This is a genomic window from Alteromonas sp. ABH4_456 (genome assembly GCF_056160645.1).
The window spans coordinates 22178-48155 of record NZ_JBSWXO010000011.1; the positions used below are offsets into that span (position 1 = coordinate 22178).

Genomic DNA, 25978 nt, shown 5'->3' on the forward strand with positions numbered 1-25978 from the left:
CTCATTTTTGCTGTCATCAAAGAATTAAAAGTTAAGTTATTGATTTTAAATATTTAAAAAAGTTGGCACTTCCATTGCGATAGAAAGAGCAAGCATAACGCTTAAATCTCTTAATAATTGAAAAGGAAATAATTATGAAAGCATTTACGAAAACTCTGGCTGTTGTTGGTTTGTCTTTTGGTGCAATGGGTATGGCAAACGCAAGTCCTGAACTGACGCCTGCAGATACAGCAGTGACGTCAAAAATTTGTGTCACCGCAGCAACCGGCAGCAAACTGAAGCTTCGAAATGCGCTGGAAGATGCTGGTCTGACTAAGCACTATGTTGAAAATAATGTTACCTGTAATGGCCTGCCTATTGTTGAATTTGTTGCGCAATACAGCGACAACCCTGACAGCATAAACGCCTTTATCACCAGTGGTAAATATGTGGCTGACAACTACATCGCGAGTGTAAAATCCCGTCATTAATCCGGTTTTGCGTTATGTTTACTTACCCCGCAGGGATGTCGGCGTTGCCGGAGCGGGGTGAGGTAAACATCTGGACTTCCTTCCCTATATTCTGTTTACTCTCCCTATCATTCGTTTTATTCCGTCACTTTTATGGAACCCCGTCAGACCGGTGAAAAATACGATCGTATCGCTCGCTGGTGGCATGAACGTCATCAACATTCTCAATATGGTGTAGCTGCTGTAACCCGTGCACTGGATTACCTTGGTGAGGGAGCCATTGCACTTGATGCAGGTTGCGGTGCAGGCGGCAGAATGGTGAGGTTGATGGAGGAACGGGGGCTTGCTGTAACCGGTGTGGATGTGTCTGCTGAAATGATAGCGCTGGCGAAAGCGCAACACCCTGAGCACTCGTTTATTCATCAGGATATCTGTACCTTTAAGCCTGAAGTGCAATATGATTTTATTCTTGCCTGGGACAGCCTTTTCCATCTTCCTCTGAGTGCCCAGGAGCGGGTCATTGCTAAGCTGAGCAAACATGTTGCTGAAGGCGGGATCTTGCTGCTGACTTGCGGCAACGATTGTGGTGAACATACTGACAGCTGGATGGATGATACATTCTATTACAGTTCAATTGGGATTAACCGGAATCTTCAACTCATGATGTCAGCCGGACTGACCATCGTGCACACTGAACTTGACCAGTATCCGCAAAAACATGTGCTGATTATTGCCAGAAGGCAAGATTAGAAACAGTTCAGATGACAGCGAATTTTCGCATTTGAACCAAACTGACAGAAGTTGACAGGTTTGGCCTGAGTCCTTGCGTGTAATTTTCTAGTTTACGAAAAATTAACATTTGTGTTGATATTTCGGACAAGGAAAATACATGATATTCCAGACTAAGCATCGCGCATTAAAATCCGGCCGCCTTATCACCGGGGCCTTAATCCCTCCCGTCCTTATGCTCAGTGCCGCATGCGCTGATGCCAGCGACAGACACAGACAAAATCAAAGTGATCCCGCTACCGGTATCATCATGGAATCCCTCGACCGGGGACTGGTTGTCATTCCCGCTGAGCAGGGCAATGCGGTGAGCTGGCGGTTGCTGGGAACCGATCCGCTCGATATTTCCTTTGATATTTACAGGAACGGTCACAAGCTGAACGGTAAAAAGCTATCCGGTGCGACGTTCTTCACCGACCCGCAGGGAGACAAAGACGATGTGTATGAATTAAAAGCGACCGGCCTGAACAACAAAAATAAACGCAAGAAAGATCGCAGTGCTGCCATGGCCACAGCCTGGCAGGATGTGATGCTGCAGCTCCCGCTGAATAAGCCTGCCGACGGCTGGGTAAACGGACAATCCTTCACGTATTCGGCCAATGACGGCTCGGTGGCGGATTTAACGGGAGATGGCCGGTACGAAGTCATTGTTAAATGGTATCCGTCAAATGCCAAAGCTAATTCACAGGCCGGTCATACCGGAAACACGTATCTGGATGCTTACACGTTGGAAGGACAGCAACTTTGGCGTATCGACCTTGGCAGGAATATTCGTTCCGGCGCCCATTATACTCAGTTTGTTGCCTATGATTTCGATCAGGATGGTCGGGCACGGTTTCAGGGGCTGTGATGGCTAAAATACGTGCCTGGCCACCTTCTGCAATTTCCAGTGCTTCGCTTAATCCGGTAGAAAGCATTTGTACTTCACCTGAAAGCAGTCCGGCTTTTGCCTGACTGCCTGCGATGGTCAGTTCACGGACGTTTTTGGACAGGATCGCTATGGCTTCATTCCAACTTTTGATGGGCGAGTCTTCTCGCACCACAAAGGCGCCGTAGTCGGCAATTATGCTGGCAACGGGCTTCACATCACGATAGCTGAAAGGTACCTTACCGGTTAACGCACGGATTACAATAGGCGTAGAGTTAACCATCAACATATCGCCGTGTTTGTTACCCGATTCAATCAGGTAAGCAATGGCACGACCGCCACCACCACCGGACATATTCTGAAACGAGGCGTTATCTGAAATACCTGACTTCATCAACGCTTCCCGGATACCACGACCGTTAGTGTCCCAGCCTCCGCCGGGGCCTGACACTTTGCTATGCACGCCGTTCAGCATAATTTTTGTATTTTCATCGATGTAACAAAATTTCGATGGTTTCTTCGGCAAATTCCAGAATCATCTTGTATTCCAGATCGCTGCGTTCGCCTTCTACCGACAACCGCGCACGGCGGGGAAAAATAGTAGAACCTGTGTTGCCTTCGTTGTCTGCATTGTAGGCGCCGTCAAAGATGTTAGCGTCTATCTGAAGTCGTCCGCCTAACGTCACCCATTTATCGTCACTTGCGTCTTTCGCTTCCATTGATGCGAGCTGTTGCTCTAACTGAGAAAGCCTGTTTTCAAGAGACTGATTACTGGTTGATTCCGTTTGTGCCGAAGCCTGATAAGTGGCTGCCAGGCACAGCAGACCAATTGTTGTTTTATGCATCACAAAGTACCTCAATGTTTCGTGACGCAAGAATATTGTTAGTCCTTTGTCAAGGCTATGTAATGGATGTTTTTGTGCTTGAAAATATAACTGTCTGTTTTGTTTGTTTTGTCCATGAACTTAATGAACAAAATAGATCAGGTTGCAGGAATAAAAGAAGCTTTACCGGTAACAATTACTGTCTGATAATGTTAAGTTAATGTTATTGTTGCATAAACTTTAACGGTGCCCGTCACCGGTTTCTATGATGAGGACCAGGATGTTATTCACTTTTTTTTGCTGCCAGCGCTTTCGCGGGTGTTTCTCTGTACTGTTTTTAACTATTTCGTCGCTATCCTGCGGGTATGCTGCCGGCCATGACACGCCTGAGGTGACTCTCGCCTCCGGTAAAGTAACCGGACAACATGCAGACGGAATAAACTTTTACCGCGGTATGCCTTATGCCAAAGCGCCGGTGGGTAACTTGCGCTGGCAGCCGCCTCAGGCACCGGATGCTATTGCATCGCCCTATGCAGCAACGTCTTTCTTTCCTCCCTGCCCGCAGCGGGGCAAAGATAATGGCAGCGAAGACTGTTTGGGAATTAATGTATTCTCCCAGTCAGCGGATGACGGGCAGACTGCGCGGCCAGTGTTAGTGTGGATTCATGGTGGCGGGTATGTAGGTGGATCAGGTGATTTGGATCCCAAAATCGTTTCACACTGGGTAAGTCAGGGACTCGTACTGGTATCGTTTAACTACCGGCTTGGTGCACTGGGTATTTTTGCTCATCCGGCTTTATCTCAACCTGATGGTGTTAACTATAGTGTGATGGATATGGTCGCTGCGCTGTCCTGGGTTCAGGACAATATCGCTGAATTCGGTGGCGATCCCGCCAGGGTGACGATTGCCGGCGGCTCTGCAGGTGGCATGGCCGTGCAGATGCTAATGGTAACACCCAAAGCTGAAGGTTTGTTCTCCGGCGCGATTTCTCAAAGTGGCTACGGCACCTGGCCGTTGCCACGCACTTCAGGTGCACCGGCCCTTCAGGGCAGCCCGGATGCAGAGATCCTGTCCTCTGCCATCGCACAGCGGGCAACGGGAACAGACAAAGTCAGCAGGGAGCAACTTTATCAGACCAGTCCGGAAGCATTCGTCAATGCGATAAACGGCTTTCACCTGCCGGTTGCAGACGGTATCACGTTGCCCGACGAACCGGCGCGATTGTTTGCTCAGGGGAAGCAGCACGCTGTACCTTATATTAGCGGCGGAAACAGTTACGACGGCAATGTTTATCCCTATGCCGGTGTGTCACCTCAGCGCATGCTCACCTTAACGGCATCTGCTGCTGACAGTGTGCAAAAAGCGTATGGACTGGGCGAGCAGGCGCTGACGGCCTTACCTTTTCAACATTTGTTCGGTGATTTACGTTATGTTCTGGCCGGTATGGTGACAACCGGCGCAATGCAAACTGTTAAGCAACCGGGGTACCGTTACTTTTACGATGTTGCGGATGAGACTACGCCGGGGGCAGGTCATGCCTCAGAAACCTTTGCACTTTTTAAACCTGCCGGCGATGATGCCGTTAAAGCGATGCAGGCGTACTGGCGGAATTTCATAAGAACCGGCAACCCGAACGGGCAGGGCTTATCTGAGTGGCAGCCAGTGGATAAGCAGGACAAGAACTGGATGGTTTTTGATAAGACAGCCCATGCTGAAAAAGAGGTCAGAGCCGGAAAGCTTGGCATATTGCGACAGGTTTATCAGACGCGGGTGAATCCTTAACCCCGTTTGTTATTATCAATAACAAGGCATATCTGCCGTTAAACGAAAAAAGGCCCGGAATGACCGGGCCTTATCATTTCAACTGTTCAGCGAAAATATCACTGCTTGCAGGTATCGTTACCTTGTCCCGCCGTCCACTTCATACCGTTCTTTAATAACTTAATGTTGTATTCAGCGTTGTAAACTTCTTTGCGGTGACCGATAGCGCTGTACATTGCGCGGCCTTCGCCGATGCAATGGGTCCAGACCAGCGGATGATCTTCACCCATTTCCAGTTCTTTACCCGGCACATAAGTGGTTTCATCTATGGCCATTACGATGTCGTAGCCTTTAGAGGACACGCTGTCTGAGAACGAATACCACTCATCATTGAGTTCCCAGCGATCAGGGATCCCTTCTGCCACACCTGTGCCGTGACGGGTAACATCCAGCGATGCATCCTGGAACCAGTTGTCATCGCCCGGATGGCCAATAAACTGTGCACCAATCAACACATCACGATACCAGTCCCAGAAATACACCGAGTCGCCGGCTGAAGCATGAATGCCCAGGAAACCGCCACCGTTATTCATATAGTCTTCAAACGCTTTACGCTGAGACAAAGTGAGTGTGTCACCGCTGACATTATTCCAGATCACCACATCAAACTCAGACAGGTTTTCCGGTGTAAATGCACTGCCTTTGGCGCTGACAGAAACACCATAGCCCATTTCTTTTGCCAGCTTGCTCAGGTTTTCTGTGGCAGCAGTTACTGATTCGCCGTGGTCATAGCCATTGATTTTCTGATAGATCAGCACCTGAACAGGTTCCTCTCCCAACTCGAATTCCACCGGTTCTGAATCGAACCTTGCACAACGTGCAATCTTATCTTCACGGGTGACCGGCAGTGCTGCCAGTTCTTTACGCATAGCCGCAGCGTTTGCATCGTCTTCAACACCCACACGGGCCAGTAACTGGTCCAGTGTGATCAATGTACTGAAAGAAGGCATTGATTCACTTAAGATCCACGCCGGAATTTTGGCCAGTACGCCGGGATAGTGTTTTTCAACAATGGCTCTGGCTTTCGGGCGCATTACCACATCGTAAGCCGGCATAGAGCTGGAAAAAGGCACATCCCGTAAGGAACAGTCGGTTAAAGCCTCTGCGGCAGACGCGCTGCCTGTCGCTACCAGACTGCCCATTGTGATGCTGCCGGCAATAATGGCTTTAAGCATATTTTTCTTCATCATCAGGAGTCTCCTTACATCGGCCAAACGGTCATCCAGGCTTTGTCCCCTTTCTTATAAGGGATATCTTTGTAGTCGCCCGGTATGTCTACGTGACGGAGCACCTGAGTGCCGCCTGTTTTCGACGTAAAGAAACCAAAGATCATCAGCTGCTTGTAGAGGGTAAAGTAATGGGGCAGGCCATCTTCTTTACCGTCCCAGGGCGAGTCTTCACCGCGGTTAAACGCCAGCGCCTCACTGTCCAGCTTTGAAGCCAGTGCCGTTTTCTGTTTCTGGCTTAAGCCAACGAAAGGCTTACCATATTCTTCCTGACTGCGTGCATCCACATCTTTAAATCCGGCTTCCATCAAAGCCTGTTGTTCCGGTGTGTAGCATTCGCGGATCATGCCGATAAAGAACGCCGGCAAACCCGCATCTTTTGCTCCCGGCGTATCAGTTCTCGGTAATACGGTTTCGCACAGTTCAGTAATCAGCGCGACGGTGTTGTCGTCCAGTCCTGAGTCTTTTACAGAGGTCAGGGCCGGTTGCTCCTGCCAGACGGCCATGGCCGGAGAACAGATAAAGCTTGTGCCGGTGGCGGTTGCGATAAGTTTTAGTAAATCACGACGATCCATTACAGATTACCCCGCTTGAGTTCTTCTACTGCAAAATCTGCGGCACGGGCTGTCAGTGCCATGTAAGTAAGTGAAGGATTAACACACGAAGACGATGTCATACAGGCTCCGTCGGTAACAAATACGTTAGGCGCATCCCACACCTGGTTGTGCTTGTTGAGGACGGAAGTCTTAGGATCCCGGCCCATGCGGGCAGTGCCCATTTCATGAATACCTTTACCCATGTGGTAAGTGGTTTCCCAGGCGGTGGCGTTTTTAAGACCGATGCTGTCAAACATTTCTACAATGTCTTCTTTCATGGCTTTACGCATTTTCAGTTCGTTGTCACGGATTTTGGCATCCATTTCCAGCACCGGCAGTCCCCATGCATCTTTCACATCATGGTTCAGACTTACTTTGTTGCGGTGGTCCGGCAGAATTTCACCAAAACCAACTGTACTGATGCTCCACGGACCCGGCTCACTGAGACCGTCTTTCAATCCGGCTCCGATACCTAAGTCGTCAGCGCTGCGGCTGAAACCTGAACGGGATGCGTTACCCTGGAAGCCGAAGCCACGGAGGAAGTCACGTTTGTCATCGCCCCAGTTTGCAAAGCGGGGAATGTAGAAGCCTGTTGGCCTGCGGCCATAGACGTATTTGTCGAGATGGCCTTCAATTTCTGCCATACCGCCCAGCATGTAGTGGTGATCCATGACATTGTGACCCAGTTCACCTGAGCTTGAGCCAAGACCGTTATCCCAGACATCACGGGCTGAGTTCATCAATAACCAGGCAGAGTTCAGTGCCGAGGCATTCAGGAAGACAATTTTGCTGTGGAAAACTTCAGTTAGTCCGGTTTCAGAATCAATTATTTCAACTCCGGTAACCCGTTTGGTGTCTTTATCGTAAATCAGCTCTTTTACGATGGAGAGCGGGCGCAGAGTAAGATTGCCGGTTTTAAGTGCTGCAGGCAGGGTTGCAGACTGGGTACTGAAATAGCCGCCGAAAGGACAGCCTGTCCAGCACTTGTCACGGTGCTGACACTTCACACGACCCTGTTCGGGACGTTGCTCGGTAATGTGGGCGGTACGGCCCATAATTAATTGTCGCTTGCCCTTGTACTGTTTTTTAAGACGGGCTTGAACGTCTTTTTCTACAGCATTGAAAGCAAATGCCGGCAGAAATTCACCGTCAGGTAATACATCCAGACCGTCGCGGTTACCGGAAATTCCGGCAAATTTTTCAACATACGAATACCATGGTGCCACATCTTCATAGCGAATAGGCCAGTCAACACCCACACCTTCTTTACCATTGGCTTCGAAGTCTTCAGGGTTTAAACGGTAAGACTGACGACCCCACAACAAAGAACGTCCACCCACCTGATAGGCACGAAACCACTGGAAAGGTTCTTTTTCCACATAGGGGGATGTTTGCGCAGAAGCCCAGGCGCCCATTGTGGGTTCATTAAAAGGATACCCCTTACCACGGGCCATATTGGGTTCAGCGGCCAGTGCTTCCAGGCTGGGACGACCGTGGTGTGGATAGTCCCATAAATTTTTACTCATGTTGGTGTAGTCTTTGATGTGATCGACGTTTTCGCCGCGCTCAAGCATAAGTACCTTCAGGCCCTTTTCGGTAAGCTCTTTAGCAGCCCAGCCCCCGCTGATACCAGAGCCAACTACGATGGCATCATATGTATTTTTTGACATTTTCGCCCCTGTTCAAGTTGAAAACGATCTGCGCCTGTTTTTGTCCCTACAAGCAGATCACACAGTGAATCCTGACCTTAACCTGATTGATTTTATTTGTAATCAATATGGTTAACAAAAAGTAAATTTAGTAACACTATAATGTATTTATGTCATCGATGTCATTATAAAATTGACGTGTTTTGTAACAGGCGTGCGGGTGTTTTTGTAAGCGCTTTCTTGCTTGCCTGCTATGCATATGAGCAGTAAGGGGTTTTTGAAAAATTAATGTCAGAAGGAAATTGTGAGATTTTGTTTCAATGGCTCACGGTGTCAAAACGCCGTGAGCAGGAAAGTCAACCTGAAACGTTATCCGGAAACAGCTGGGCTTTCAGCAAATGCAGCGGCAAAACGGGAGGCTTCGTTATGTGCCATACACAGGTGATATAAGGTACTGGCAGCCATTTTCGGGTCCACGGGTTGTCCGTTGCTGTCTATAACATACGTGTAATGGGCTTCAAGTTGCGGATGGGAGAAGCCGTCAATCAACTGGTGGATGGCAAATGTGGCACTGGCAATGTCCTGCTCACGGTTTGCATTGTCAGGGAAAGTGCTGTGAACCAGTGCGGCTTTTATCCACTCCGTCATCGGCCAGCTCTTAAAGGTGGACGATACGACTGTTCCTTCAGGTGTAACAGTATCGTGCAACCAGCGGTTACCGTGCGTCAACCCGTAGTCTCTGGCATGGCGGTATAATACCGACTGATAACGTGTGGTATCTGTGCCACTGACAGTCTGAAATTCATGCAGCAGCCATACCCACTCCATCATGTGGCCGGGTTCTACACTCCGGCCGCCGGTGGGGCATGGCTGCCAGTCTGTGGTGAAAAACTCCAGCAACACACCGTGCTGTGCATCGAAAAAATGCTGCTCAAACAGTGCATACACCTGATTGCAGCGTTCAAGCCAGAACGAGTCGTTACTGACCCGGTACAGGTGAATAAAGGCCTCGAACAAATGCATGTGCGGATTTTGACGCCGCGTGGTGTGGGCATATGTCCCTTCAAGCCAGCCACCATGATCACTTTTCAGAACAGTATCCACGTGCAGTGCAAGGTTTTTCGCTTTCAGCAGAGCATGATCATCATTCAGCGCGTCTTTTTGCCAACTGTATGCCAGCAGAAAAAATGCCACATCATACAAATCGGTAGCGGCATTTTTTACTTTATCGGATGCATCAAGGGTCATCGGGTAAAAGCCTGGAAGGGCGTCAGGACAGGCATTGCTGATAAACTTTTCCGTTGCCTGCGCCAGGGCTTTACCTTCAGGCAGGAACCCTTTTTTATAGCCGTAGCACATTGAAAATATTTGTCTTGATTGCACCCGCATACGCTTGTCGGCTTGCCAGTCGGGCTTGCCTTCACCATCAAAACATTCCAGTGCGGCGCCGTTTTCAGCAAAACCCTGTGCAGCCCATTTCGGAAACAATGATGTCGTCAGCCAGAGGTCGAAACGCTGCCAGGCGTCGATAAAATCGCGATGTATCGTTTCCATGAAATTTCCTTGCACTACAGATGAATGGACAACGGACACGCATTGTAATCGTCAGTACATGGGTTTGACAGTGTTTTTGCAGTCTAAAAAGCCAGCTGGCGGACTACCTTGTTGCTACGATGACCAATTCCGGCGGACCGCGGAGGCACTAGTACGTTAGCGGACACACGATTTCTGCCTCGTTGTTTTGACTGATAAAGGGCCTGATCCGCGCGGCTCACTGCGCTGCTGATGCCGCCTTTTGTCAGATTCGTGACGCCGAATGATGCAGTAACCGGTATGGTTGTACCTTCTTCATTTCTGAATATCTCGTCATCAATAAATTTACGCAGTGTTTTTGCCACCACCATCGCGCCTTCCGGGCAAGTGCCAGGTAATAAGACAGCAAATTCTTCGCCGCCAAAACGACACAGGCTGTCGGTGTCCCGAAGATTTGTTTTAAGCAGTTCTGCAATGCGTTGCAGCACCATGTCGCCGGCAGGATGACCGTGAATATCGTTCACCTGTTTAAAATGGTCGATATCCAGAAGCAAAAGTGAAGCAGTCACCGGGTGGCGGCCGGAGCGGGTGCTCTCATATTGAAGGACTTCGTCAAACGCCCGCCGGTTCAGAAGTCCTGTGAGCGGATCTGTTCTGGACGTGATCAGCAGGCGGTTCTCCATCCGTCTGCGGTATTTATCAGCTTGCTCAAATAACGTAGCACTGATTGTGACCAGAATGATAATCAGCCAGCATACCGCAACGGCATAAGCGCCGACCCTGTCTGAGTCGTCGATGGATACGATAGAACGCACCAGCAGATAGCCAAAACTGAAGACCACGATAAATCCGGTAGTAAACTGAAACCGCGCTATCCTGCCGCCAATGTAGGGGGATAACACTGCGCGCAGCGCGCCGTGATTGGCAGTGCTCCACAATGCAGAACAACACAGCAAGCATAAACTTACTGCAGAGATAAGCGACATTTCGCCGTGAAAGCTGTGAAGAGAGTAGGCGTAGCCGAACAGAGCAAGGGACGGAAGGGACAAAGCAACAAACGCAAACCCCTGGGAACAGAGTGGCCGGTGGTTAATGCGTAAAATAACGGAGCACCAGACTAACATGAAGGTGATAAACGTGTTTAGCCCTACATGGTTTGTCAGACCATTACTATGCTCTTGTGCAGCTATACGGTTAAACGGAATAACGTAATCTGACAGTCTCAGACTGAGCAGACTGTCGATGAGAAGAACCAGAGACAACATGAAACTCAGCCCGAGCAGCCATTTAATATTTTGCCGGTGACCGGGACGGTTTACAAATATACATAATGCCAGAATAAATATTTGGGCGCAGGTAAACGGATGGGTAGCAGCCTGGTCACCTGACGGCCTGTAAAGATAAGGTATCTCAGTAAGGTAGCCGGCAATTGTGACTGCGCTGATGAACATAATAAATACAGATAACGAACGACTCGCACTCAAAGCCAGAAGGACGAGATAACGGGGTCTTCCGGATTTTATATTTGCCATGATAAATTTTCCCCGCCATTGCATGTATTAATGTAAATTACATGGATTGTTGCTTTTTTATACTTTAGTCTAGTTTGTCTGTCCTTGCCCTCAGATGATCTAAAAATTCTTTTTGCAACCGGGTGGGGTGCCAGTTTTTCCTTAATGTATAGCCAATCTGTCTCGGTGCATCGCTCAGTGGCGTCGGGTTGACCGCCAGCAATCCTGCGGCAACATCAATTTCAACCTGGCGGGCAGGCAGGATGGCGGCGCGGTCGCTGTTGATTAGCAGTCCGCGAATTGCCATCAGTGAGCTGCATTCAATCACTTCGTAAGCGTGATCGGGGCAAATGGCATGAAGCAGATCGCCAAAGGCTTTTCGTGCCGGTGTGCCTTCTTTTGCCGCAACCCACTTCAGTGATTGCCAGTCTTGTGTCGTTAGGGGGCATTTAGCGGCCAGCGGATGGTGACTGCCGGTCACAATTGACAGGTAATCATCAAACAAAGGGATTTGCTCAATATCGTCAGACAGGGCAGGGAAGCGCAAGGCGCCTACCAGTATATCAATATGTCCGTGCAGCAAGGCATGCAGCTGCTCTTCATAAGGACCGTCGACAATACTTATATTGGCGCCCGGCGCCTCTTCAAGCAGAGCGAGTACAGCTTTGGGAACAATCTCTGACCGTGCCAGCGGTAAGCTGCCAATACGCACGCTACCCAGTTTTTCACCATTTAATTCTGCGACTTCGTCCAGCCCCTGGCTGAGTTCTGAAAAATACAATGAGGCAATACGGGAAAACTGTCTGGCACGCCAGGTGGCCTCGACACCGGTGGGGGAGCGGTTGAACAGGGTTTGCTGGCACAAGGTTTCCAGATCACGGATAGTTCTGTGAAGCGTGGGTTGAGACAAGCCCATTTTTACTGATGCAGCCGTGTAACTTTGCAATTCAACAATATGTACCAGAGCATCAAGTTGCCTTGTAGTGACCCCCCGCAGAAACGACGTTCTGCCATGCTTGTCGGCACTGAATAAAGTGGTGGCAAAGCTTTCCAGCAAACTGAAGGCACGGCCAAACCGGTTAAGAAAAACATCTCCCTCCGGGGTTACGAACATACCGGAGGAGGAACGGGTAAACAGCGTCCAGCCAATGCTCTCTTCCAGTTTTTTAATGCTTTGAGTAAGGGCAGATTGGGTGAGATGCACTTGTCGGGCTGCTTCTGACAGATTGCAGTACTTTTTAATTTCAAGTGCACAGTGCAGGTGCCGGATATTCAACATGGCATGGCAAACCAGTAGCGATTTTTTGCCATTATAGAAAAAAGTAATGATGCTGCACAGGTTTCTAAACGGCTTTTTAACATTTACCGGCGCATACTGAGCCACATCAAAAAGTCAGAAGGGTTTAAGGTTATGGCAGTATGCGTTACGAATTGTCCACGTGCATCTGAGGACACGCTGAAAAAATATGAAGGCGCGGAAGTGGCTACCGTCCACGAAGCTCAGGGCCGCAAAGGTTTGCTGGCTGATTACATGCGTCCAATTTATCGTCCGGCCAGTATTTCCGGAACGGCCGTAACCTGTCAGGTTGCCCCGGGTGATAACTGGATGATCCATGTTGCTGTTGAGCAGTGTCAACCCGGAGATGTATTAGTTGTATCGCCCACCAGTCACTGCATTGACGGTTTTTTTGGTGACTTGCTGGCTACCTCGCTAAAAGCCCGTGGCGTAAAAGGGTTAATCATTGACGGCGGTGTGCGTGATACCGCAACGCTGCAGGAAATGGAATTTCCCGTCTGGTCTAAAGCTATTTTTGCCCAGGGCACAGTGAAGGAAACCATCGCCAGCGTAAACGTGCCAGTGGTTTGTGCCGGCGCACTGATTCATCCGGGCGACATTATTGTTGCCGATGACGATGGTGTTGTGGTTGTGCAGCGTAACGAAGCGGATGCAGTGCATGAAAAAGTACAGAAGCGTCTTGATAACGAAGCATCCAAACGGGATCGCCTGGCCGCCGGAGAACTGGGGCTGGATATTTACAATATGCGTGAGCGTTTGGCTGAAAAAGGCCTGAAATATGTGTCTTACGAGGAGTACAGCAAGTGAAGGCCATTCCCTGCCATCTGATGCGCGGCGGAACGTCTAAAGGCTTGTATTTTCTGGCATCTTCGTTACCGGAAGATACTGTATTGCGGGACCAGGTTTTGCTGGCTGCAATGGGATCTCCGGATGACAGACAAATCGACGGTGTGGGCGGTGCCCATCCGTTGACCAGCAAGGTTGCAGTAGTCAGTCCGTCTACCAGAGACGATGCCGACGTGGATTATCTTTTCCTGCAGGTTGTGGTGGATAAAGCAGTGGTCAGTGATGGCCAGAATTGCGGAAATATTCTTGCAGGCGTGGGTCCTTTCGCGATTGAACAAGGCTTAATTGACGCGCAGGAAGGTATCACCAGTGTGCGTATTCACATGGTTAATACCGGTGGCCTTGCGGTAGCACAGGTCGAAGTTAAAGACGGTGCGCCGGTATATGAAGGTGATGCCCGTATTGACGGCGTGCCGGGCACGGCAGCGCCGGTTCTGATTGATTTCCTCGATGTTGCCGGAGCCAGTTGCGGCGCACTGTTTCCCACCGGCAATGCCAAAGATGTGATTGATGGTGTGGAAGTGACCTGTATCGATAACGGCATGCCTGTTGTGCTGTTAAATGCCGCTGACTTTGGCTTAACAGGCGATGAGTCTCCTGCGGAAATTGAAAAAAATACCGGCGTTAAAGAACGTATTGAAAGCATCAGGTTACAAGCGGGCCGGCAAATGAACCTTGGTGATGTAAGCGATAAAACTGTCCCTAAAATGTCGCTTATATCGGCCCCTGTCCGGGGTGGTTTGCTGAATACCCGCACCTTTATTCCACACCGTGTGCATGATGCCATAGGTGTACTGGGTTCGGTGAGTGTTGCTACAGCCTGCGTGGTGGACGGTTCCATCGCCTACGGCTACCTCAAAGGTTGTAGCGACTACTCCCGTCTTGAAATAGAACATCCAACCGGCAGTTTCACTGTGGCAATGGATGTGGAGGGCAGCGGTTCGCTGTCGACTTTAAAAATTAACCGTTCTGCGCTGTTGCGCACAGCCCGTTTGCTCATGCGTGGAGAAGTGCTGGTCGCAGACTCAGCTTTCTCTGCGCCCGGGAAACAATAAGTTACAGGATTGATTATGATTATTGATTGTCACGGCCATTACACAACGGCACCGGAACCACTTCAATTATTCCGTGATGCGCAACTGGCGGCGTTTAAGGCGGGTAAAGCGTTACCTGAAGTTCCTCATATCAGTGATGAGCAAATTCAGGAAAGTATTGAGAAAAACCAGCTTCGTTTGCTGATTGAACGCGGTTCAGATATGACCATTTTTTCTCCCCGCGCGTCAGCCATGGCGCACCACCTGGGGGACGAAGCCGTTTCTAAACAGTGGACCAGCGCATGTAACGATTTAATTAAGCGTGTGGTGGATTTATATCCGAAGCAATTCATTGGTGTTTGCCAGCTGCCGCAATCCCCGGGCGTGCCGATTAAAAATTCAGTGGACGAACTGGAACGTTGCGTAAACGAACTGGGTTTTGTCGGGTGTAACCTGAACCCGGATCCTTCAGGCGGTCACTGGACATCAAAGCCGCTGACAGATGAAAGCTGGTATCCCTTCTATGAAAAAATGGTAGAACTGGATGTACCGGCAATGATCCATGTGTCCGGCTCCTGTAATGCCAACTTCCACGCTACCGGTGCTCACTATATGAACGCAGACACCACGGCATTCATGCAGTTCCTGCAGGGAAATCTGTTCAAAGAGTTTCCGGATCTGCGCTTTATCATTCCTCATGGTGGCGGTGCAGTGCCTTATCACTGGGGACGTTACCGCGGTCTTGCCGATATGCTTGAGCAGCCCCCGTTACGTGAGCATGTGATGAAAAATGTGTATTTTGACACGTGTGTGTATCACCAGCCGGGTATCGATTTACTGTTTGATGTTATCGATCTGGACAACATTCTTTTTGGTTCAGAAATGATTGGTGCGGTGCGCGGCATTGACCCGGAAACCGGTTACTACTTCGACGACACTAAACGTTATGTCGATGCGCTGGATTTAACTGAGGAACAACGTACTCAGGTTTACTCAGGTAATGCCCGCCGTGTTTATCCCCGTCTGGATGCAAAACTGAAGTCTATGGGACTGTAATTCAGGCCAAAAAAATACCGCCGGGATGAGCTCCGGCGGTCTAAGGGTCCTGCCTTTTGGCTGGAGGAGTAGTACCAGGTTGAAAATTAACAGGCTCAATTCTCAAAAGGTGAAATCATCTTAATGCAAATGAGAATATTTATCAATAAGGTTTAGCCAAAAAGTCCGGGTAAATCGCAACTGTCTCTTTTCCCCAAATCTCCGGTGCTGGTTTCCAGCCATTGCTCAGCGGTTTTTATGCCTTCCTCCTTCAGTTCCAGAAGGAACGCCCTTGAATTGTCGTACTTACTCATCTGGTCAAGGGCAGACATTAATTCACTGTTTTCTATGATGTGGGTGCGGGTGGCCCGTATACGTTTCTCAAAATCTCCGGAAACCCAGCCCCACCGTTGAGACGAGGTTTTAATGTCCAGCATTGAGCGCATCTCCCGCAAGAATGCACAGTGAAATGTGAGTTCACTGATGCGGTCACTGATTTCTTCTGAACGGACGGGCAGTGCTCTCCGTTGTAATGGTTGCAGCAGCACAATCAGAACATCCTGAGCCTCACAACTGTGGATCAACGGAAAGATTGCGGGATTGGCCGCGTAGCCACCGTCCCAGTAGTGTTTATTATTTATCGTCACCGCTTTGTATACGTTGGGCAAACAGGCAGAAGCCAGAACGTGACTGACGGTCAGCTCCTGTTCATTAAAGAGTTCCAGTTTTCCCGTCGTCACTTCAGTTGCGGCTATGAACAAGCGAAAAGGGGAGTGGTGTTGCAGTGCTTTGAAATCAGTAATTTCATCGAGCACATCCCGCAGCGGGTTGATGTCCATCGTATTGATGTCGTAGGGGGAGAAATGTTGAAACATGCTCATCCACCATTTGTTCAATGATTGCTCCAATATTTTCGGCATGGGCATCTGTATACCTTTGTCAGCGATGGCTTCCCAGAATGCATCCAGTTGTGCTGCTGCCCCCCGGCGACCGTCTTTACGCCAGCCTTCAGCCAGCATTACTGCATTCATTGCACCGGCACTGGTGCCGCTGATGCCGTCAAACTCCAGCCATTCCTCTTCCAACAGCCTGATTAACACCCCCCAGGTGAAAGCACCGTGGGCCCCGCCACCCTGTAAAGCGAGATTAATTTTCAGTGGTTTCATCGCCTGTTCCTTAAGTTATGCTGCTATGCAGCATTTTCAGAATAGCATACGGTTCTGCCCGGGGTTTAGTGCAAAATTGAATAAAAAATAAACATTTCAGGTGGGGAGAGGAAAACGGACAGCCACACCCGGCTGTCCGGTAAACAGGTATTATCTGCTTCTGGCTGACCAGGGACCGGTAATTGCGACGGTTCTGGCCGGTGAATACAAATTAACAAACAGGGTACTGCCGTCCGGTGAGAAGCATGCGCCGGCAAGTTCAGTTTGATCATGTAAGCGGGCAAAAGGATACACACTGCCATCCGGGGTTACACCCCGCAAATGGTTGTCAACGACGTCTGTGTACTGATCTTCACAAACAATTAGATCACCAAAAGGTGCAACAGTGAGATTGTCGCCAAAGTTAAACAGGGATTTATCTGTGCTTTCCAGGAACAATTGTAGCCGGCCCGGCTTAGCTGCTTCGTGTTCTGTGCCTTCAGACGCAGAAGGTTGATAGCGCATAATTTGTCCCAGTTGCTTTTTGCCGCCATTGGTACAGCAGAAATAGAGTTCACCGTCTCCCCAGTGAATCCCCTCACCACGGGCGAACAGGGCTGCACCGTCTGCATATCCCCGTTTGCGGAGATCATCTTCCGGACTCTCCGGGTCTGACAAATCTATCCAGCTGGCGTCGAGCCACTGTTGCAGCGGCATCGCCGGGTTAACCCAGTTGCGGCTGTCGTAACCCGGACTGGCTTTTATTGCCAGCGCCTGAAGTCTGCCACCTTTGATAAGATCGCCGGGCACATCGGGAATAAAGCGGTAGAACAGGCTGTCTCCCCGGTCTTCCGTCATGTAAACAATACCGGTGCGGGGGTCCACTGCTGCAGCTTCATGGTTAAAGCGGCCCATGGCTTTAAGCGGCTCAGGTGAGACAAGGGTTTGTGCTGTTGAGGGGACTTCAAAAACCCAGCCGTGGTCTTTATTGTTATAAGCCGACGGCTTATCAATACTCTCTTCGCAAGTGAGCCAGCTGCCCCAGGGAGTCATGCCACCGGAACAGTTCCGGATTGTGCCGCATAAACTCACATGCTGGCTCTCTGTTTCACCGGTAATTAAGTTATACACCATGGTAGTCGTGCCACCGGGCAGTGCGTTCCCGTCGGGGGCGGTGTCGTAGGCGTCAGCAGTTTTGTGCGAGGCAACCGATGCAGGCTGTAAGGCCCGGTCTTTTGGCGTAAGCTCATGGTTTCTCACCAGAGCCACACGTTGTTCATCCAGTTTGAAACAGCCCATTCCGTCAGCTTTATCCGGCACATTCAGGCCGTCAGACATGGCCTGGCCCAGCGCAGAAATGACTTTATAAGTAAAGCCTTCCGGTAAATCCAGCAGGGAAGCCGGATCCGGTTTCAGCGGGCCAAACCCGGTCGCTGCACGCAGTCCGCCTGCGGCATGCTGAGTTGCTGCATTCGCGAGCCCGCCGAATGCGCTGCTACCAGCGGAAAGGGCCGCGAGACCAAAGGTGAATTGTCGTCTTGTTATCATTATTGTGTTCTCATAAAAAAGGTATTGTTACAATATAACAATACCTTGATTCTTCATGCCAGTCTGTTACGTTAAGATGAAACCGTAACAGGATTAACTGTCAGATCAGCGTCGTGGTGATGCATGCGCTGCGCCACGGAATATGGCATTCAATAGCATGACGTTCAGACCATCCATATATGCGCGGCTTGAAGGGTCCTGGGTAAAGCCTATCACCATGCCTTCGCCGGACGGTTGCACCATCAGAAATGGCTTATAAGCCAGCTGTTCGCGGTTCTCGTCCCATAAATATCCGGATGCGAGCAGCTCATCAGCACCTTTATACCAGGCAACATTTTTACCGGCATCCAGTTTCATGGGCGCAAAAATAGTATTACCTGTTACCAGCGAAACCACTTCAGGATTGACCCCTGCGGTAAGCCAGTGCTCCTGGTCCACTTCAACCTTCGCAAGGATACCGGCAACGTAATCCGGTGAACGCTGGTTGTTTTCAATGCGACGAATAAGTTGCGATTTATCAGTAATATGTGAACCGGCAACATGACCACGATGATCTGCCTGTTCATCTGCTTCCACCGTTTCATCGTTAAAGCTGTATTCCACGTCTGCATCCAGCAAGCCGTTATCCGGTGAGGCTGCAAAAGCGGTTGCCTGTGCAAAAGTGATCAACACACCTCCCTGTTTTACCCAGGCCTTGAGGTTTTCAGCGCCGCGCTGGCCTAAGGCTCCGTTGTACCAGCCTGCGGGCAAAATGATCACCTGATAGTGGTTGAGGTTTCTGCTTGCCAGCATATCTGTCCGGATTGCGGTGACCGGATAGTTAAACTGCCGCTCAATAACAAAGCGGGTGCTGCCGGCGCTCAGTGAGCTGGTGGGAGAATCCCAGGCCATAGCAATATTGGGTGCTGACATCACCGGTGTACTGCGGCTGCCGAAGCTGGGACCGTCAGTTACCCAACTGCTGTCAGTGCCTGTTACCAGCGCGCCGGTTTGTGCTGCAAGAGCTGCAATTTTTTCACCGGTGCCTTCGCCATTGGCTTTCACTTCAATAATTAATGTACCGGCCGGAAACCGGCGTTTATCGTCGAGAGTGAAGGCTTCATCAGCACTTTTCAAATGGATCCCCTGTTGCAGCGCGGCTGTCAGAAAACGGCCGGCTGCGGCATCACCCCAGGGCACCAGCCAGGCTACACTGGCGTCCGGTTTATCCACATTGCCTTTCAGGGGCATATCAGGTGTCACGTAGCTGCCTTTTACAGATAAACCATCATCACAACTGTCGGTTTTGATATTGAATAACAATGGCAGAGACCAGGCTGTCACATCATAAATTTCATCGTCCAGCTTGCGGGCCCGGCGCCGTTCCTGCTCTTTGATGAATGATTCCGCCATATCGACCTGGCGGGTAAAGGTGGTTTTCACAAACCGGCCACGGGGCTGGGCAGTGTCAATGATATAGGCCCCTTTGTTATACCGCGTGCCACATGCTTTAAATGATTCGCCTGCCTGTTTTACTTCGACACCGTGGGTCGCCATTAATGCAGCCAGACGGTGGCTGCCGGCACGGTCGGTGGTTGCCGGAATAATAAAGGTACGCTCGTCATCTTTTTTACCGGCTTCAATAGCATTAACCTGATACTGGTAAAAATCAGTGAGGATTTTTTCACGGTTATCCGCTGCTGCTTCCAGGGTAGAAAGGGAGGCAACAAAGTGCTTTTGCACAGGATCGCGATAGTGATTCACTTTGCCGTCTTTATTTCTGAATGTCATTCCACGGGTAGAAGCCACTTCATAGGTGGCAGCAGATGCTCCGTAAAAAGTAGGCCAGCTGTCACCATAGCCCGGATAAAATGCGTCATAGACTTCGCGGGTAAAATAGTCAAAACCCATGCGGTCAAAATGTTTACCGTTGTTTCTGCCTATTAAATCGTTATTGTCGAGCTGTGCCTGCTGCATATGCGGGTTGATCGGACTTGCTGCCGGCACGAAAAAGTAAGTGGAGTCACTACCCATTTCGTGTAAGTCGATGACTACCGTTGGCTTGAAGTGGTTCAGGGCATTCACCCGCCCCAGCGTTTCAGGTTGGGTAATGGCGAGCCAGTCGCGGTTCATGTCGAACAGATAGTGGTTACTTCTGCCCCTGGGCCATGGCTCATTCTGATCAACGCTCAGGCGATCATCGCTGTCCTGTAAGCCTGTGGAGGAATAGTAATTGTGCGTAAACCGGGTGCGGCCATCGGGGTTCTGCAGCGGGTCGATAAAGACCAGTGTGTTTTTTAGCACCTTCGCCGTTAAAGGGTCATTCTGTGCTGCCAGCAAGTGATAAGCCGTCATCATTGCGGCATCGGTACTGCTGATTTCGTTACCGTGAACACCGTGCTGAAGCCATACCGACGAGGGCAGGGAAGCAATGAGCTTATTAGCTTCATCACGGGAAGTTTTTCGGGGGTCGGCCAGGCGGTTCATATTTGCTGCGAACTGCTCCAGGTCCTTAATATGCTCAGGCGAACCGATAGCGACATAAATAAGCGCACGGCCCTCCCAGCTTTCTGCGTATTTAACCAGATGGACCCGCTCCTGAGCAGCTTCTGCCAGTGCTTTGAAATAGGTCAGCATATCACTGTGGGTCGTGATGCGTTCGCCGGTGTTATACCCGAGCACCGATTTTACCGTGGGGATGGACGGGCTGTACTGTGCGCCAGGCCACATTTCAAAACTTTCTGTTTGCTGGGGCGTGCTTGCAATAACTTTTCCTGCACTGAAACATAAAGAGGCTGTGAGTGCAGAAATGGTGAATAAGTGTCTGAGTGTCATGATTTTCCCGGTCAGATATTTTTATTATGCAAAGTGAATCATAGCAATTAAAAGCACCCCGCAACATTTCCCTTATCAGTGGTTTTCAGGCCTTTATCGAATCGTTTTACTGTAATTCGTCTTAAAAATAAGCATTTACATTTGTTTTACTTGAAGGCAACCGGTCGTACCAGTAGGATGCGGCCCTTTTTCAATAATCATAGAGTTTTTATGAAGCATCCTTTATTCGTCCGTACAGCGCTTGCGCTTTCTGTAGCCGGACTGTTCTCTTCTTCTGCTTTCTCTGCAGGTTTTCAGGTAAATGAACACAGTGCGAACGGACTGGGTCGCGCTATGGCGGGTCAGGCTGCAAAGCCGGAAAACGCTTCTGTGCTGGCAACTAACCCGGCCGCTATCACCGCGTTTGATAAAGCACAATTCAGCGCCCAGGTCAGCTACCTTGACCCCGAAGTGGATATCCGCGGTGATATGACCACCTCAGTAGGCGGCGCAACCATTACCAGTGATGCCAGTGCTGAAGACATTGCTGAATCAGCCGTCATCCCTTCCATTTTTTACGCTGCGCCGGTTAACGATAAGTTCTCCTGGGGCATTGGTTTGTTTACCAGCTACGGCCTGTCGACAGATTACAGCGATGATTACAATGCGCTGCATTATGCAGATGAAGCTGAGATCATCTCTTTTACGGTAAATCCGGCTGTTGCCTGGAAAGCAACAGACACATTAAGTCTGGGGCTTGGGCTGAATGTTACTTATGCCGATGCGAAAATCAGTACCTCTATTCCTCAGGTCTTCGGCCAGGTGATGGGTAATCCGGCGCTGGGTAATCTGACTATTGTCGAAATGGCCGGTGATGATATCGGCTATGGCTGGAACGCCGGTGTATTCTGGCAACCGGTTGACGGCACAAATGTGGCGTTAAGTTACCGTGCTGAAACACAGCTGAAACTGGCCGGTGAAATTAAGTCAGATCTGGGTGTGCTGATCCCTGAAGTTGCTGAGCTGTATAATCAGGGCGGTAGTCTGGATTTGAATTTCGCTGCAGTCACTGAGCTGGCCATCGATCAAGAAATTGATGAGCAATGGTCTGTGCAGGCCAGTGTGAATTACACAGACTGGAGCACCTTTGACAAGCTGGAAGCGAATCTGGACAGTGGCTATGATTTGCTGCTCAAAGAAGAAGATTTTGAAGATACCTGGCGCTGGAGTGCAGGTGTTACTTATCAGTATGATGAGAAGCTGACGTTGCGTGCCGGTTATGCTTATGATGAAGGCGCTGTGAGTTTTGCACACCGCTCACTGAGCATTCCTGACACAGATCGTCACTGGGTAAGTGCCGGAGCAACCTGGGCGCTGACTGATGACACCAGTTTGGATATGGCCTACGTGTATATCAAAGGACGTGAAGCGGCGGTATCTCAGCAACGTGCAATCGGCTCTATTGTCAGCGATCTTACCGCTACAGAGCATGCGAAAGCGCAAATTCTGAGCGTACAGATTAATACCGCATTTTAACAGGCCGGGGCATCAGCCCCGGTGGCATATTCAGATACTAAAAGCACAGAAGCAACGGCCGCTGTGCTTTTTTATTGTCAGAACCAGATCCGCGCGCCGGCAATAAAGCCGAATTCGGACGTGTCTTCACCGTTTGCAGCGGTAGTGTTCGCAGTTTGTCCTAACTGCTTTTGCCAGTAAACACCAAAGTATGGCGCAAACTCCCGCACCACTTCCTGACGGTAACGCAAGCCGAACCGCACGGATTCAACACCGGCCTCTCTGCCAAAGTGCTCTGAATCTGTCAGGTTGGTATTCACCGTTAACCTGGGCTGAAGATAACTGGTTTGCGTCAGCAAAAAGTCATATTCAAACTCGTTAAGCCACTGAACGTCACCGTCTTCATTAATAAGCAAACTGGAGTCGGTTTCAAAGTAGTAAGGCGCAAGGCCAGTCAGACTGAATACTGCATAGTGCTCGGCGTTCTCCCCAGACGACATCTCACCTTTCAGACCAAGGCCGGCCTGCAGTGACCAGAAGGATGAAATCATGTAGCTGTAGCTGATATCTGTTCTTTCAAGGTCGGTGGGATGACCATCGTTTTGCTGATTTTCGCCCTCAGTCCTTAACACAACGCGGTGATAATCGCCGCCGTACCAGGCGGTGGCATCCCAGGTAAACACATTTTCTTTATCTGTATTACGGGATAATTCCAGCCTGTCGAGCATGATTTGCCAGGCTGCCATTTCCATCATCGGTGAAGGCCAGTCTGATTTATCCTCTGCCATTGCGCAGGTTGAGAATGTAATACTGCTGAGCACAGCAGCGGCTAAAAGATTGTGTTTAATCATTATGATGCCCTCCGTGCTGAACACTGACTACCCTGAACATGCCGGCTTCCATGTGATAAAGCAGGTGGCAGTGGAAGGCCCAGTCACCCATAGCATCCGCGGTGATAAGTAATGACACTTTTTCTGAGGGTTTTAAGCTGATGGTATGTTTTCGTGGACGGGGATACTGACCATTTTCCAGTTCCATCCACATACCATGTAAATGGATAGGGTGGTCCATCATAGTATCGTTTACCAGCACCAGCCTTAACCGTTCTCCGTGCTGGAACACTACCGGTCCGTCAACCTCGTTGAACTTTTTACCGTCAAATGACCACATGTAGCGCTGCATGTTTCCGGTAAGGTGAAGTTCGAGGTTGCGGGACGGTTCCCGTTCGTCCCCCCAGGTTTGAGCACCGGTGAGATCTTTATAAACGAGTACCCGGCGACCGTCATTACCCAGGCCAATGCCGGGTTCGTCCAGTCTTGAACGGGGATTCGCTGCAATCATCGCTGCCCCCGGACCGTGTCCGTCCGCGTCGTGATGGATGGCAATATCATCGACGGCAGGTTTGCCGCTGCCCTGCATGTCGTGACCTGCGTGCTTCATCGCGCTGTGATCCATATTTCCGTGGCTCATACTGCCATGATCCATACTACTATGGTCAACGGGCTTCGTTGTACCGGAGGCGTTTGTTTCCGCGGATTTATGATTCATGGCGGCATGATGCATTCCACTGTGGTCCATGCTGCCATGGCCGGTATCCTCGTGGCTCATACTACTGTGATCCATATCACCATGATCCATGCTCATGGCATTCATACCACGTTCAGTAATCGTCCGGCGGGGAGGGACGGCGGCGCTCATGCCAGGCCGTGGCGCGAGCGTGCCGCGAACAAAACCGCTGCGATCATAACTTTCGGCAAAGAGGGTATAAGCTTTGTTCTCTTTGGGCTGTACAATCACATCGTAACTTTCTGCGATGGCAATACGGATCTCATCAACGGTGACAGGTTTTACCGGCTGACCGTCTGCCGCGACAACCGTCATTTCCAGCCCCGGAATTCGGAAGTCGAAATAAGTCATGGCGGAACCGTTCACCAGCCGCAGCCTGACTTTTTCTCCCGGATTAAACAGAGCCTCCCAGTTCATCACCGCATCCCGGCCATTCATCAGGTAGGTATATGCGCTGGCTGACACATCAGCAATATCCCTGGGATCCATCCGCATGCTGTTCCACATACTGCGAACATGCCATGTATCGGCCAGGCCTTGTTCTTCCACATCTTGTAACGTGTCGAAAATGGTCCGCTTCTGGTAGTTGTAATAACCTTCAGACACTTTAAGCTTGCGGAATATTTCGTGAGGATCTTCAAAGGTCCAGTCTGACAGCAGGATCATATGTTCCCGGTCGGCACCAATATCGCCGTCAGCGGGATGAATAACCAGCGGGCCAAGATGTCCAATCTGTTCCTGTAAGCCCGAGTGGCTGTGGTACCAGTAGGTACCGCTTTGTTGCAAATCAAATTCGTATCTGAAGGTTTCGCCCGGCTTGATGCCGGCAAAGGATAAGCCCGGCACACCGTCCATGTTGGCGGGCAAAATGATGCCGTGCCAGTGGATTGACGTGTCTTCGCTGAGGGTATTAGTGACGTTAATCACTGCCCGTTCACCTTCGCGAAAACGCAGTAGTGGCCCCGGCATCTGACCGTTGATGGTAATGGTGTTATTTTTCTTGTTGCCAAAAGAAAATGTTTGCTGGCTGATCTTCAGATTAACTTCATCATTACTGGTCTGAAATTCAGTGTTCCCCTGAGCAACAGCCCAACGGGGGGCGGCCTGATATAATGCCATCGCTGACATTGAGGTCACCGCGCCGCAAAGAAAACGACGACGTGACGAATCCTGGTTGTTCATAGCTATTTCCGGTTAAAAAAGTAATGTCCGCCTGCATGCAATGCAGGAGGTGTTTAACTGTAATTAACTTAACCGGATAGGGGGCTTGAAGGGCGGACCACCATGAGCAGTCAGCGGTTCTGATATGGTGCTAGTGGTATCATTTACCACAACTGCTGCGGTAAAGTGCGTAAAGTGAGACAGCACGAACAGGCTACCGTGGCACATGGAGACATCACAATGACACTCCTGTTTACAGCAAACTTCCTGAGTCATACCGGACATCATTACATCAGGCTCTGAATGTGCCTGCATGTGGCCGGTCATATTCATTTGTACAGTTTGCATAGCATGGTGTCGCGCAGCATCGTGCACATTGCCCTGCGCGTTCATAGTGAACACACCAAGCAGACAAACCATTAAAAATGCAGTAAAGACTTTCATCAGAGGAATAATTTTTTCCTGTTCATTTACTCTCTCAGGATATAACGGTCGCCGGACGCTTTGCAAGAACAGACACGCAATCATACGACTCTGTTGCCGGATTCTACGGCGGGCAGCTTCATGCTAAAGTTTAATGTTTAAAGTTTGTTAATTTATGGTAAATTTAAGTGGTTGATAACCGAAAAACGGGAAGTCCTCTATGAACCACCGTATTGATAAAATGAAAAACTATCTGAAAGATTGTGTGTCTGATCCGGTACTATATTGTTTTGCTGCGGGTCTGATGATGCTGCTTATTGTGGAAAACAATCTGGTGATCAATCTTTAAAG

22 protein-coding genes and 1 pseudogene are annotated in these 25978 nt (G+C 49.9%); 9 read left to right on the top strand and 14 right to left on the bottom strand.

Going from position 1 to position 25978, the window contains the following annotated elements; all coding sequences use genetic code 11:
• The first annotated feature begins 134 nt into the window (after positions 1–134).
• The 3 genes from ACXAG2_RS16040 (at position 135) to ACXAG2_RS16050 (ending at position 2085) form a co-directional block, all read left to right on the top strand.
• The gene (locus ACXAG2_RS16040; protein ID WP_474845494.1) at positions 135–470 is read left to right on the top strand and encodes a DUF3718 domain-containing protein; all 336 of its coding nucleotides are present in this window, start codon (positions 135–137) and stop codon (positions 468–470) included.
• A 132-nt stretch (positions 471–602) separates the two neighbouring features.
• Positions 603–1199, top strand: a complete 597-nt coding sequence (locus ACXAG2_RS16045) for a class I SAM-dependent methyltransferase (RefSeq protein WP_474868592.1) — start codon at positions 603–605, stop codon at positions 1197–1199.
• Between the two features lie 289 nt (positions 1200–1488).
• Positions 1489–2085, top strand: a complete 597-nt coding sequence (locus tag ACXAG2_RS16050) for a rhamnogalacturonan lyase family protein (protein WP_474868804.1) — start codon at positions 1489–1491, stop codon at positions 2083–2085.
• Here ACXAG2_RS16050 and ACXAG2_RS16055 read toward each other — a convergent pair.
• Both ACXAG2_RS16055 and ACXAG2_RS16060 read right to left on the bottom strand, forming a co-directional pair.
• Positions 2051–2548, bottom strand: a pseudogene (locus ACXAG2_RS16055) (type 2 periplasmic-binding domain-containing protein); the annotation flags it as partial. The gene ACXAG2_RS16050 and the pseudogene ACXAG2_RS16055 sit on opposite strands and share 35 nt — an antisense overlap.
• A gap of 43 nt (positions 2549–2591) precedes the next feature.
• Positions 2592–2948, bottom strand: a complete 357-nt coding sequence (locus ACXAG2_RS16060) for a hypothetical protein (RefSeq protein ID WP_474868594.1) — start codon at positions 2946–2948, stop codon at positions 2592–2594.
• 259 nt (positions 2949–3207) lie between these two features.
• Here ACXAG2_RS16060 and ACXAG2_RS16065 point away from each other — a divergent pair, with 259 nt between their 5' ends.
• A complete protein-coding gene (locus ACXAG2_RS16065; RefSeq protein WP_474868597.1) occupies positions 3208–4710 on the top strand; it encodes a carboxylesterase/lipase family protein in 1503 nt (500 codons plus the stop codon).
• 98 nt (positions 4711–4808) lie between these two features.
• Here ACXAG2_RS16065 and ACXAG2_RS16070 read toward each other — a convergent pair whose 3' ends face one another.
• The 6 genes from ACXAG2_RS16070 to ACXAG2_RS16095 form a co-directional block, all read right to left on the bottom strand.
• Positions 4809–5939 (bottom strand): ThuA domain-containing protein, encoded by a 1131-nt coding sequence (locus tag ACXAG2_RS16070; protein WP_474868599.1) that lies wholly within the window; start codon positions 5937–5939, stop codon positions 4809–4811.
• 11 nt (positions 5940–5950) lie between these two features.
• Positions 5951–6550, bottom strand: coding sequence for a gluconate 2-dehydrogenase subunit 3 family protein (locus ACXAG2_RS16075; RefSeq protein ID WP_119500944.1), 600 nt, complete (start codon positions 6548–6550; stop codon positions 5951–5953).
• Entirely contained in the window at positions 6550–8241 is a 1692-nt protein-coding gene (locus tag ACXAG2_RS16080) for a GMC oxidoreductase (RefSeq protein ID WP_474868602.1), read from the bottom strand. Before ACXAG2_RS16080 ends, ACXAG2_RS16075 begins: the two co-directional genes overlap by 1 nt.
• Before the next feature lie 348 nt (positions 8242–8589).
• Positions 8590–9774, bottom strand: a complete 1185-nt coding sequence (locus ACXAG2_RS16085) for an AGE family epimerase/isomerase (protein WP_474868604.1) — start codon at positions 9772–9774, stop codon at positions 8590–8592.
• Positions 9775–9857: 83 nt separating this feature from the next.
• Positions 9858–11285 (bottom strand): GGDEF domain-containing protein, encoded by a 1428-nt coding sequence (locus tag ACXAG2_RS16090; protein WP_474851788.1) that lies wholly within the window; start codon positions 11283–11285, stop codon positions 9858–9860.
• Between the two features lie 64 nt (positions 11286–11349).
• Positions 11350–12543, bottom strand: a complete 1194-nt coding sequence (locus tag ACXAG2_RS16095; RefSeq protein ID WP_474868607.1) for a LysR family transcriptional regulator — start codon at positions 12541–12543, stop codon at positions 11350–11352.
• Positions 12544–12675: 132 nt separating this feature from the next.
• Between ACXAG2_RS16095 and ACXAG2_RS16100 the strand changes: the two genes are divergently transcribed.
• Genes ACXAG2_RS16100 through ACXAG2_RS16110 form a run of 3 tightly spaced genes read left to right on the top strand, consistent with a single transcriptional unit; the run spans position 12676 to position 15497 of the window.
• Entirely contained in the window at positions 12676–13368 is a 693-nt protein-coding gene (locus ACXAG2_RS16100) for a 4-carboxy-4-hydroxy-2-oxoadipate aldolase/oxaloacetate decarboxylase (RefSeq protein WP_119500948.1), read from the top strand.
• Positions 13365–14462, top strand: coding sequence for a 4-oxalomesaconate tautomerase (locus ACXAG2_RS16105; RefSeq protein ID WP_474868609.1), 1098 nt, complete (start codon positions 13365–13367; stop codon positions 14460–14462). The genes ACXAG2_RS16100 and ACXAG2_RS16105 overlap by 4 nt, the downstream gene beginning before the upstream one ends.
• 15 nt (positions 14463–14477) lie before the next feature.
• A complete protein-coding gene (locus ACXAG2_RS16110) occupies positions 14478–15497 on the top strand; it encodes an amidohydrolase family protein (protein WP_119500949.1) in 1020 nt (339 codons plus the stop codon).
• Between the two features lie 152 nt (positions 15498–15649).
• On the opposite strand, the gene ACXAG2_RS16115 is transcribed toward ACXAG2_RS16110, so the two are convergent.
• The 3 genes from ACXAG2_RS16115 to ACXAG2_RS16125 form a co-directional block, all read right to left on the bottom strand.
• On the bottom strand, positions 15650–16642 hold the full coding sequence (locus ACXAG2_RS16115) for a patatin-like phospholipase family protein (protein WP_474868611.1): 993 nt from the start codon (positions 16640–16642) through the stop codon (positions 15650–15652).
• 150 nt (positions 16643–16792) lie between these two features.
• On the bottom strand, positions 16793–18169 hold the full coding sequence (locus ACXAG2_RS16120) for an alkaline phosphatase PhoX (protein WP_474868614.1): 1377 nt from the start codon (positions 18167–18169) through the stop codon (positions 16793–16795).
• Between the two features lie 105 nt (positions 18170–18274).
• On the bottom strand, positions 18275–20983 hold the full coding sequence (locus tag ACXAG2_RS16125) for a M14 family zinc carboxypeptidase (protein WP_474868616.1): 2709 nt from the start codon (positions 20981–20983) through the stop codon (positions 18275–18277).
• A 210-nt stretch (positions 20984–21193) separates the two neighbouring features.
• On the opposite strand from ACXAG2_RS16125, the gene ACXAG2_RS16130 reads away from it, so the two are divergent.
• A complete protein-coding gene (locus tag ACXAG2_RS16130; RefSeq protein ID WP_474868619.1) occupies positions 21194–22498 on the top strand; it encodes a porin in 1305 nt (434 codons plus the stop codon).
• A gap of 77 nt (positions 22499–22575) precedes the next feature.
• Here ACXAG2_RS16130 and ACXAG2_RS16135 read toward each other — a convergent pair whose 3' ends face one another.
• From ACXAG2_RS16135 to ACXAG2_RS16145, 3 genes are all read right to left on the bottom strand, one after another.
• The gene (locus ACXAG2_RS16135) at positions 22576–23328 is read right to left on the bottom strand and encodes a copper resistance protein B (protein WP_474868621.1); all 753 of its coding nucleotides are present in this window, start codon (positions 23326–23328) and stop codon (positions 22576–22578) included.
• Complete coding sequence (locus ACXAG2_RS16140; RefSeq protein ID WP_474868623.1) at positions 23321–25225, bottom strand: copper resistance system multicopper oxidase; 1905 nt, start codon at positions 25223–25225, stop codon at positions 23321–23323. The genes ACXAG2_RS16135 and ACXAG2_RS16140 overlap by 8 nt, the downstream gene beginning before the upstream one ends.
• Before the next feature lie 63 nt (positions 25226–25288).
• Positions 25289–25732, bottom strand: coding sequence for a hypothetical protein (locus ACXAG2_RS16145; RefSeq protein ID WP_474868625.1), 444 nt, complete (start codon positions 25730–25732; stop codon positions 25289–25291).
• Positions 25733–25847: 115 nt separating this feature from the next.
• Between ACXAG2_RS16145 and ACXAG2_RS16150 the strand changes: the two genes are divergently transcribed.
• Entirely contained in the window at positions 25848–25976 is a 129-nt protein-coding gene (locus tag ACXAG2_RS16150) for a hypothetical protein (protein ID WP_269748665.1), read from the top strand.
• Positions 25977–25978: the final 2 nt, after the last annotated feature.

What these genes read in the sequence shown, in the direction of transcription:
- ACXAG2_RS16040 (WP_474845494.1), top strand. Translation starts at nt 135, where the DNA reads ATGAAAGCATTTACGAAAACTCTGGCTGTTGTTGGTTTGTCTTTTGGT.
- ACXAG2_RS16045 (WP_474868592.1), top strand. Translation starts at nt 603, where the DNA reads ATGGAACCCCGTCAGACCGGTGAAAAATACGATCGTATCGCTCGCTGG.
- ACXAG2_RS16050 (WP_474868804.1), top strand. Translation starts at nt 1,489, where the DNA reads ATGGAATCCCTCGACCGGGGACTGGTTGTCATTCCCGCTGAGCAGGGC.
- ACXAG2_RS16060 (WP_474868594.1), bottom strand. Translation starts at nt 2,948, where the DNA reads ATGCATAAAACAACAATTGGTCTGCTGTGCCTGGCAGCCACTTATCAG.
- ACXAG2_RS16065 (WP_474868597.1), top strand. Translation starts at nt 3,208, where the DNA reads ATGTTATTCACTTTTTTTTGCTGCCAGCGCTTTCGCGGGTGTTTCTCT.
- ACXAG2_RS16070 (WP_474868599.1), bottom strand. Translation starts at nt 5,939, where the DNA reads ATGATGAAGAAAAATATGCTTAAAGCCATTATTGCCGGCAGCATCACA.
- ACXAG2_RS16075 (WP_119500944.1), bottom strand. Translation starts at nt 6,550, where the DNA reads ATGGATCGTCGTGATTTACTAAAACTTATCGCAACCGCCACCGGCACA.
- ACXAG2_RS16080 (WP_474868602.1), bottom strand. Translation starts at nt 8,241, where the DNA reads ATGTCAAAAAATACATATGATGCCATCGTAGTTGGCTCTGGTATCAGC.
- ACXAG2_RS16085 (WP_474868604.1), bottom strand. Translation starts at nt 9,774, where the DNA reads ATGGAAACGATACATCGCGATTTTATCGACGCCTGGCAGCGTTTCGAC.
- ACXAG2_RS16090 (WP_474851788.1), bottom strand. Translation starts at nt 11,285, where the DNA reads ATGGCAAATATAAAATCCGGAAGACCCCGTTATCTCGTCCTTCTGGCT.
- ACXAG2_RS16095 (WP_474868607.1), bottom strand. Translation starts at nt 12,543, where the DNA reads ATGTTGAATATCCGGCACCTGCACTGTGCACTTGAAATTAAAAAGTAC.
- ACXAG2_RS16100 (WP_119500948.1), top strand. Translation starts at nt 12,676, where the DNA reads ATGGCAGTATGCGTTACGAATTGTCCACGTGCATCTGAGGACACGCTG.
- ACXAG2_RS16110 (WP_119500949.1), top strand. Translation starts at nt 14,478, where the DNA reads ATGATTATTGATTGTCACGGCCATTACACAACGGCACCGGAACCACTT.
- ACXAG2_RS16115 (WP_474868611.1), bottom strand. Translation starts at nt 16,642, where the DNA reads ATGAAACCACTGAAAATTAATCTCGCTTTACAGGGTGGCGGGGCCCAC.
- ACXAG2_RS16120 (WP_474868614.1), bottom strand. Translation starts at nt 18,169, where the DNA reads ATGATAACAAGACGACAATTCACCTTTGGTCTCGCGGCCCTTTCCGCT.
- ACXAG2_RS16125 (WP_474868616.1), bottom strand. Translation starts at nt 20,983, where the DNA reads ATGACACTCAGACACTTATTCACCATTTCTGCACTCACAGCCTCTTTA.
- ACXAG2_RS16130 (WP_474868619.1), top strand. Translation starts at nt 21,194, where the DNA reads ATGAAGCATCCTTTATTCGTCCGTACAGCGCTTGCGCTTTCTGTAGCC.
- ACXAG2_RS16135 (WP_474868621.1), bottom strand. Translation starts at nt 23,328, where the DNA reads ATGATTAAACACAATCTTTTAGCCGCTGCTGTGCTCAGCAGTATTACA.
- ACXAG2_RS16140 (WP_474868623.1), bottom strand. Translation starts at nt 25,225, where the DNA reads ATGAACAACCAGGATTCGTCACGTCGTCGTTTTCTTTGCGGCGCGGTG.
- ACXAG2_RS16145 (WP_474868625.1), bottom strand. Translation starts at nt 25,732, where the DNA reads ATGATTGCGTGTCTGTTCTTGCAAAGCGTCCGGCGACCGTTATATCCT.
- ACXAG2_RS16150 (WP_269748665.1), top strand. Translation starts at nt 25,848, where the DNA reads ATGAACCACCGTATTGATAAAATGAAAAACTATCTGAAAGATTGTGTG.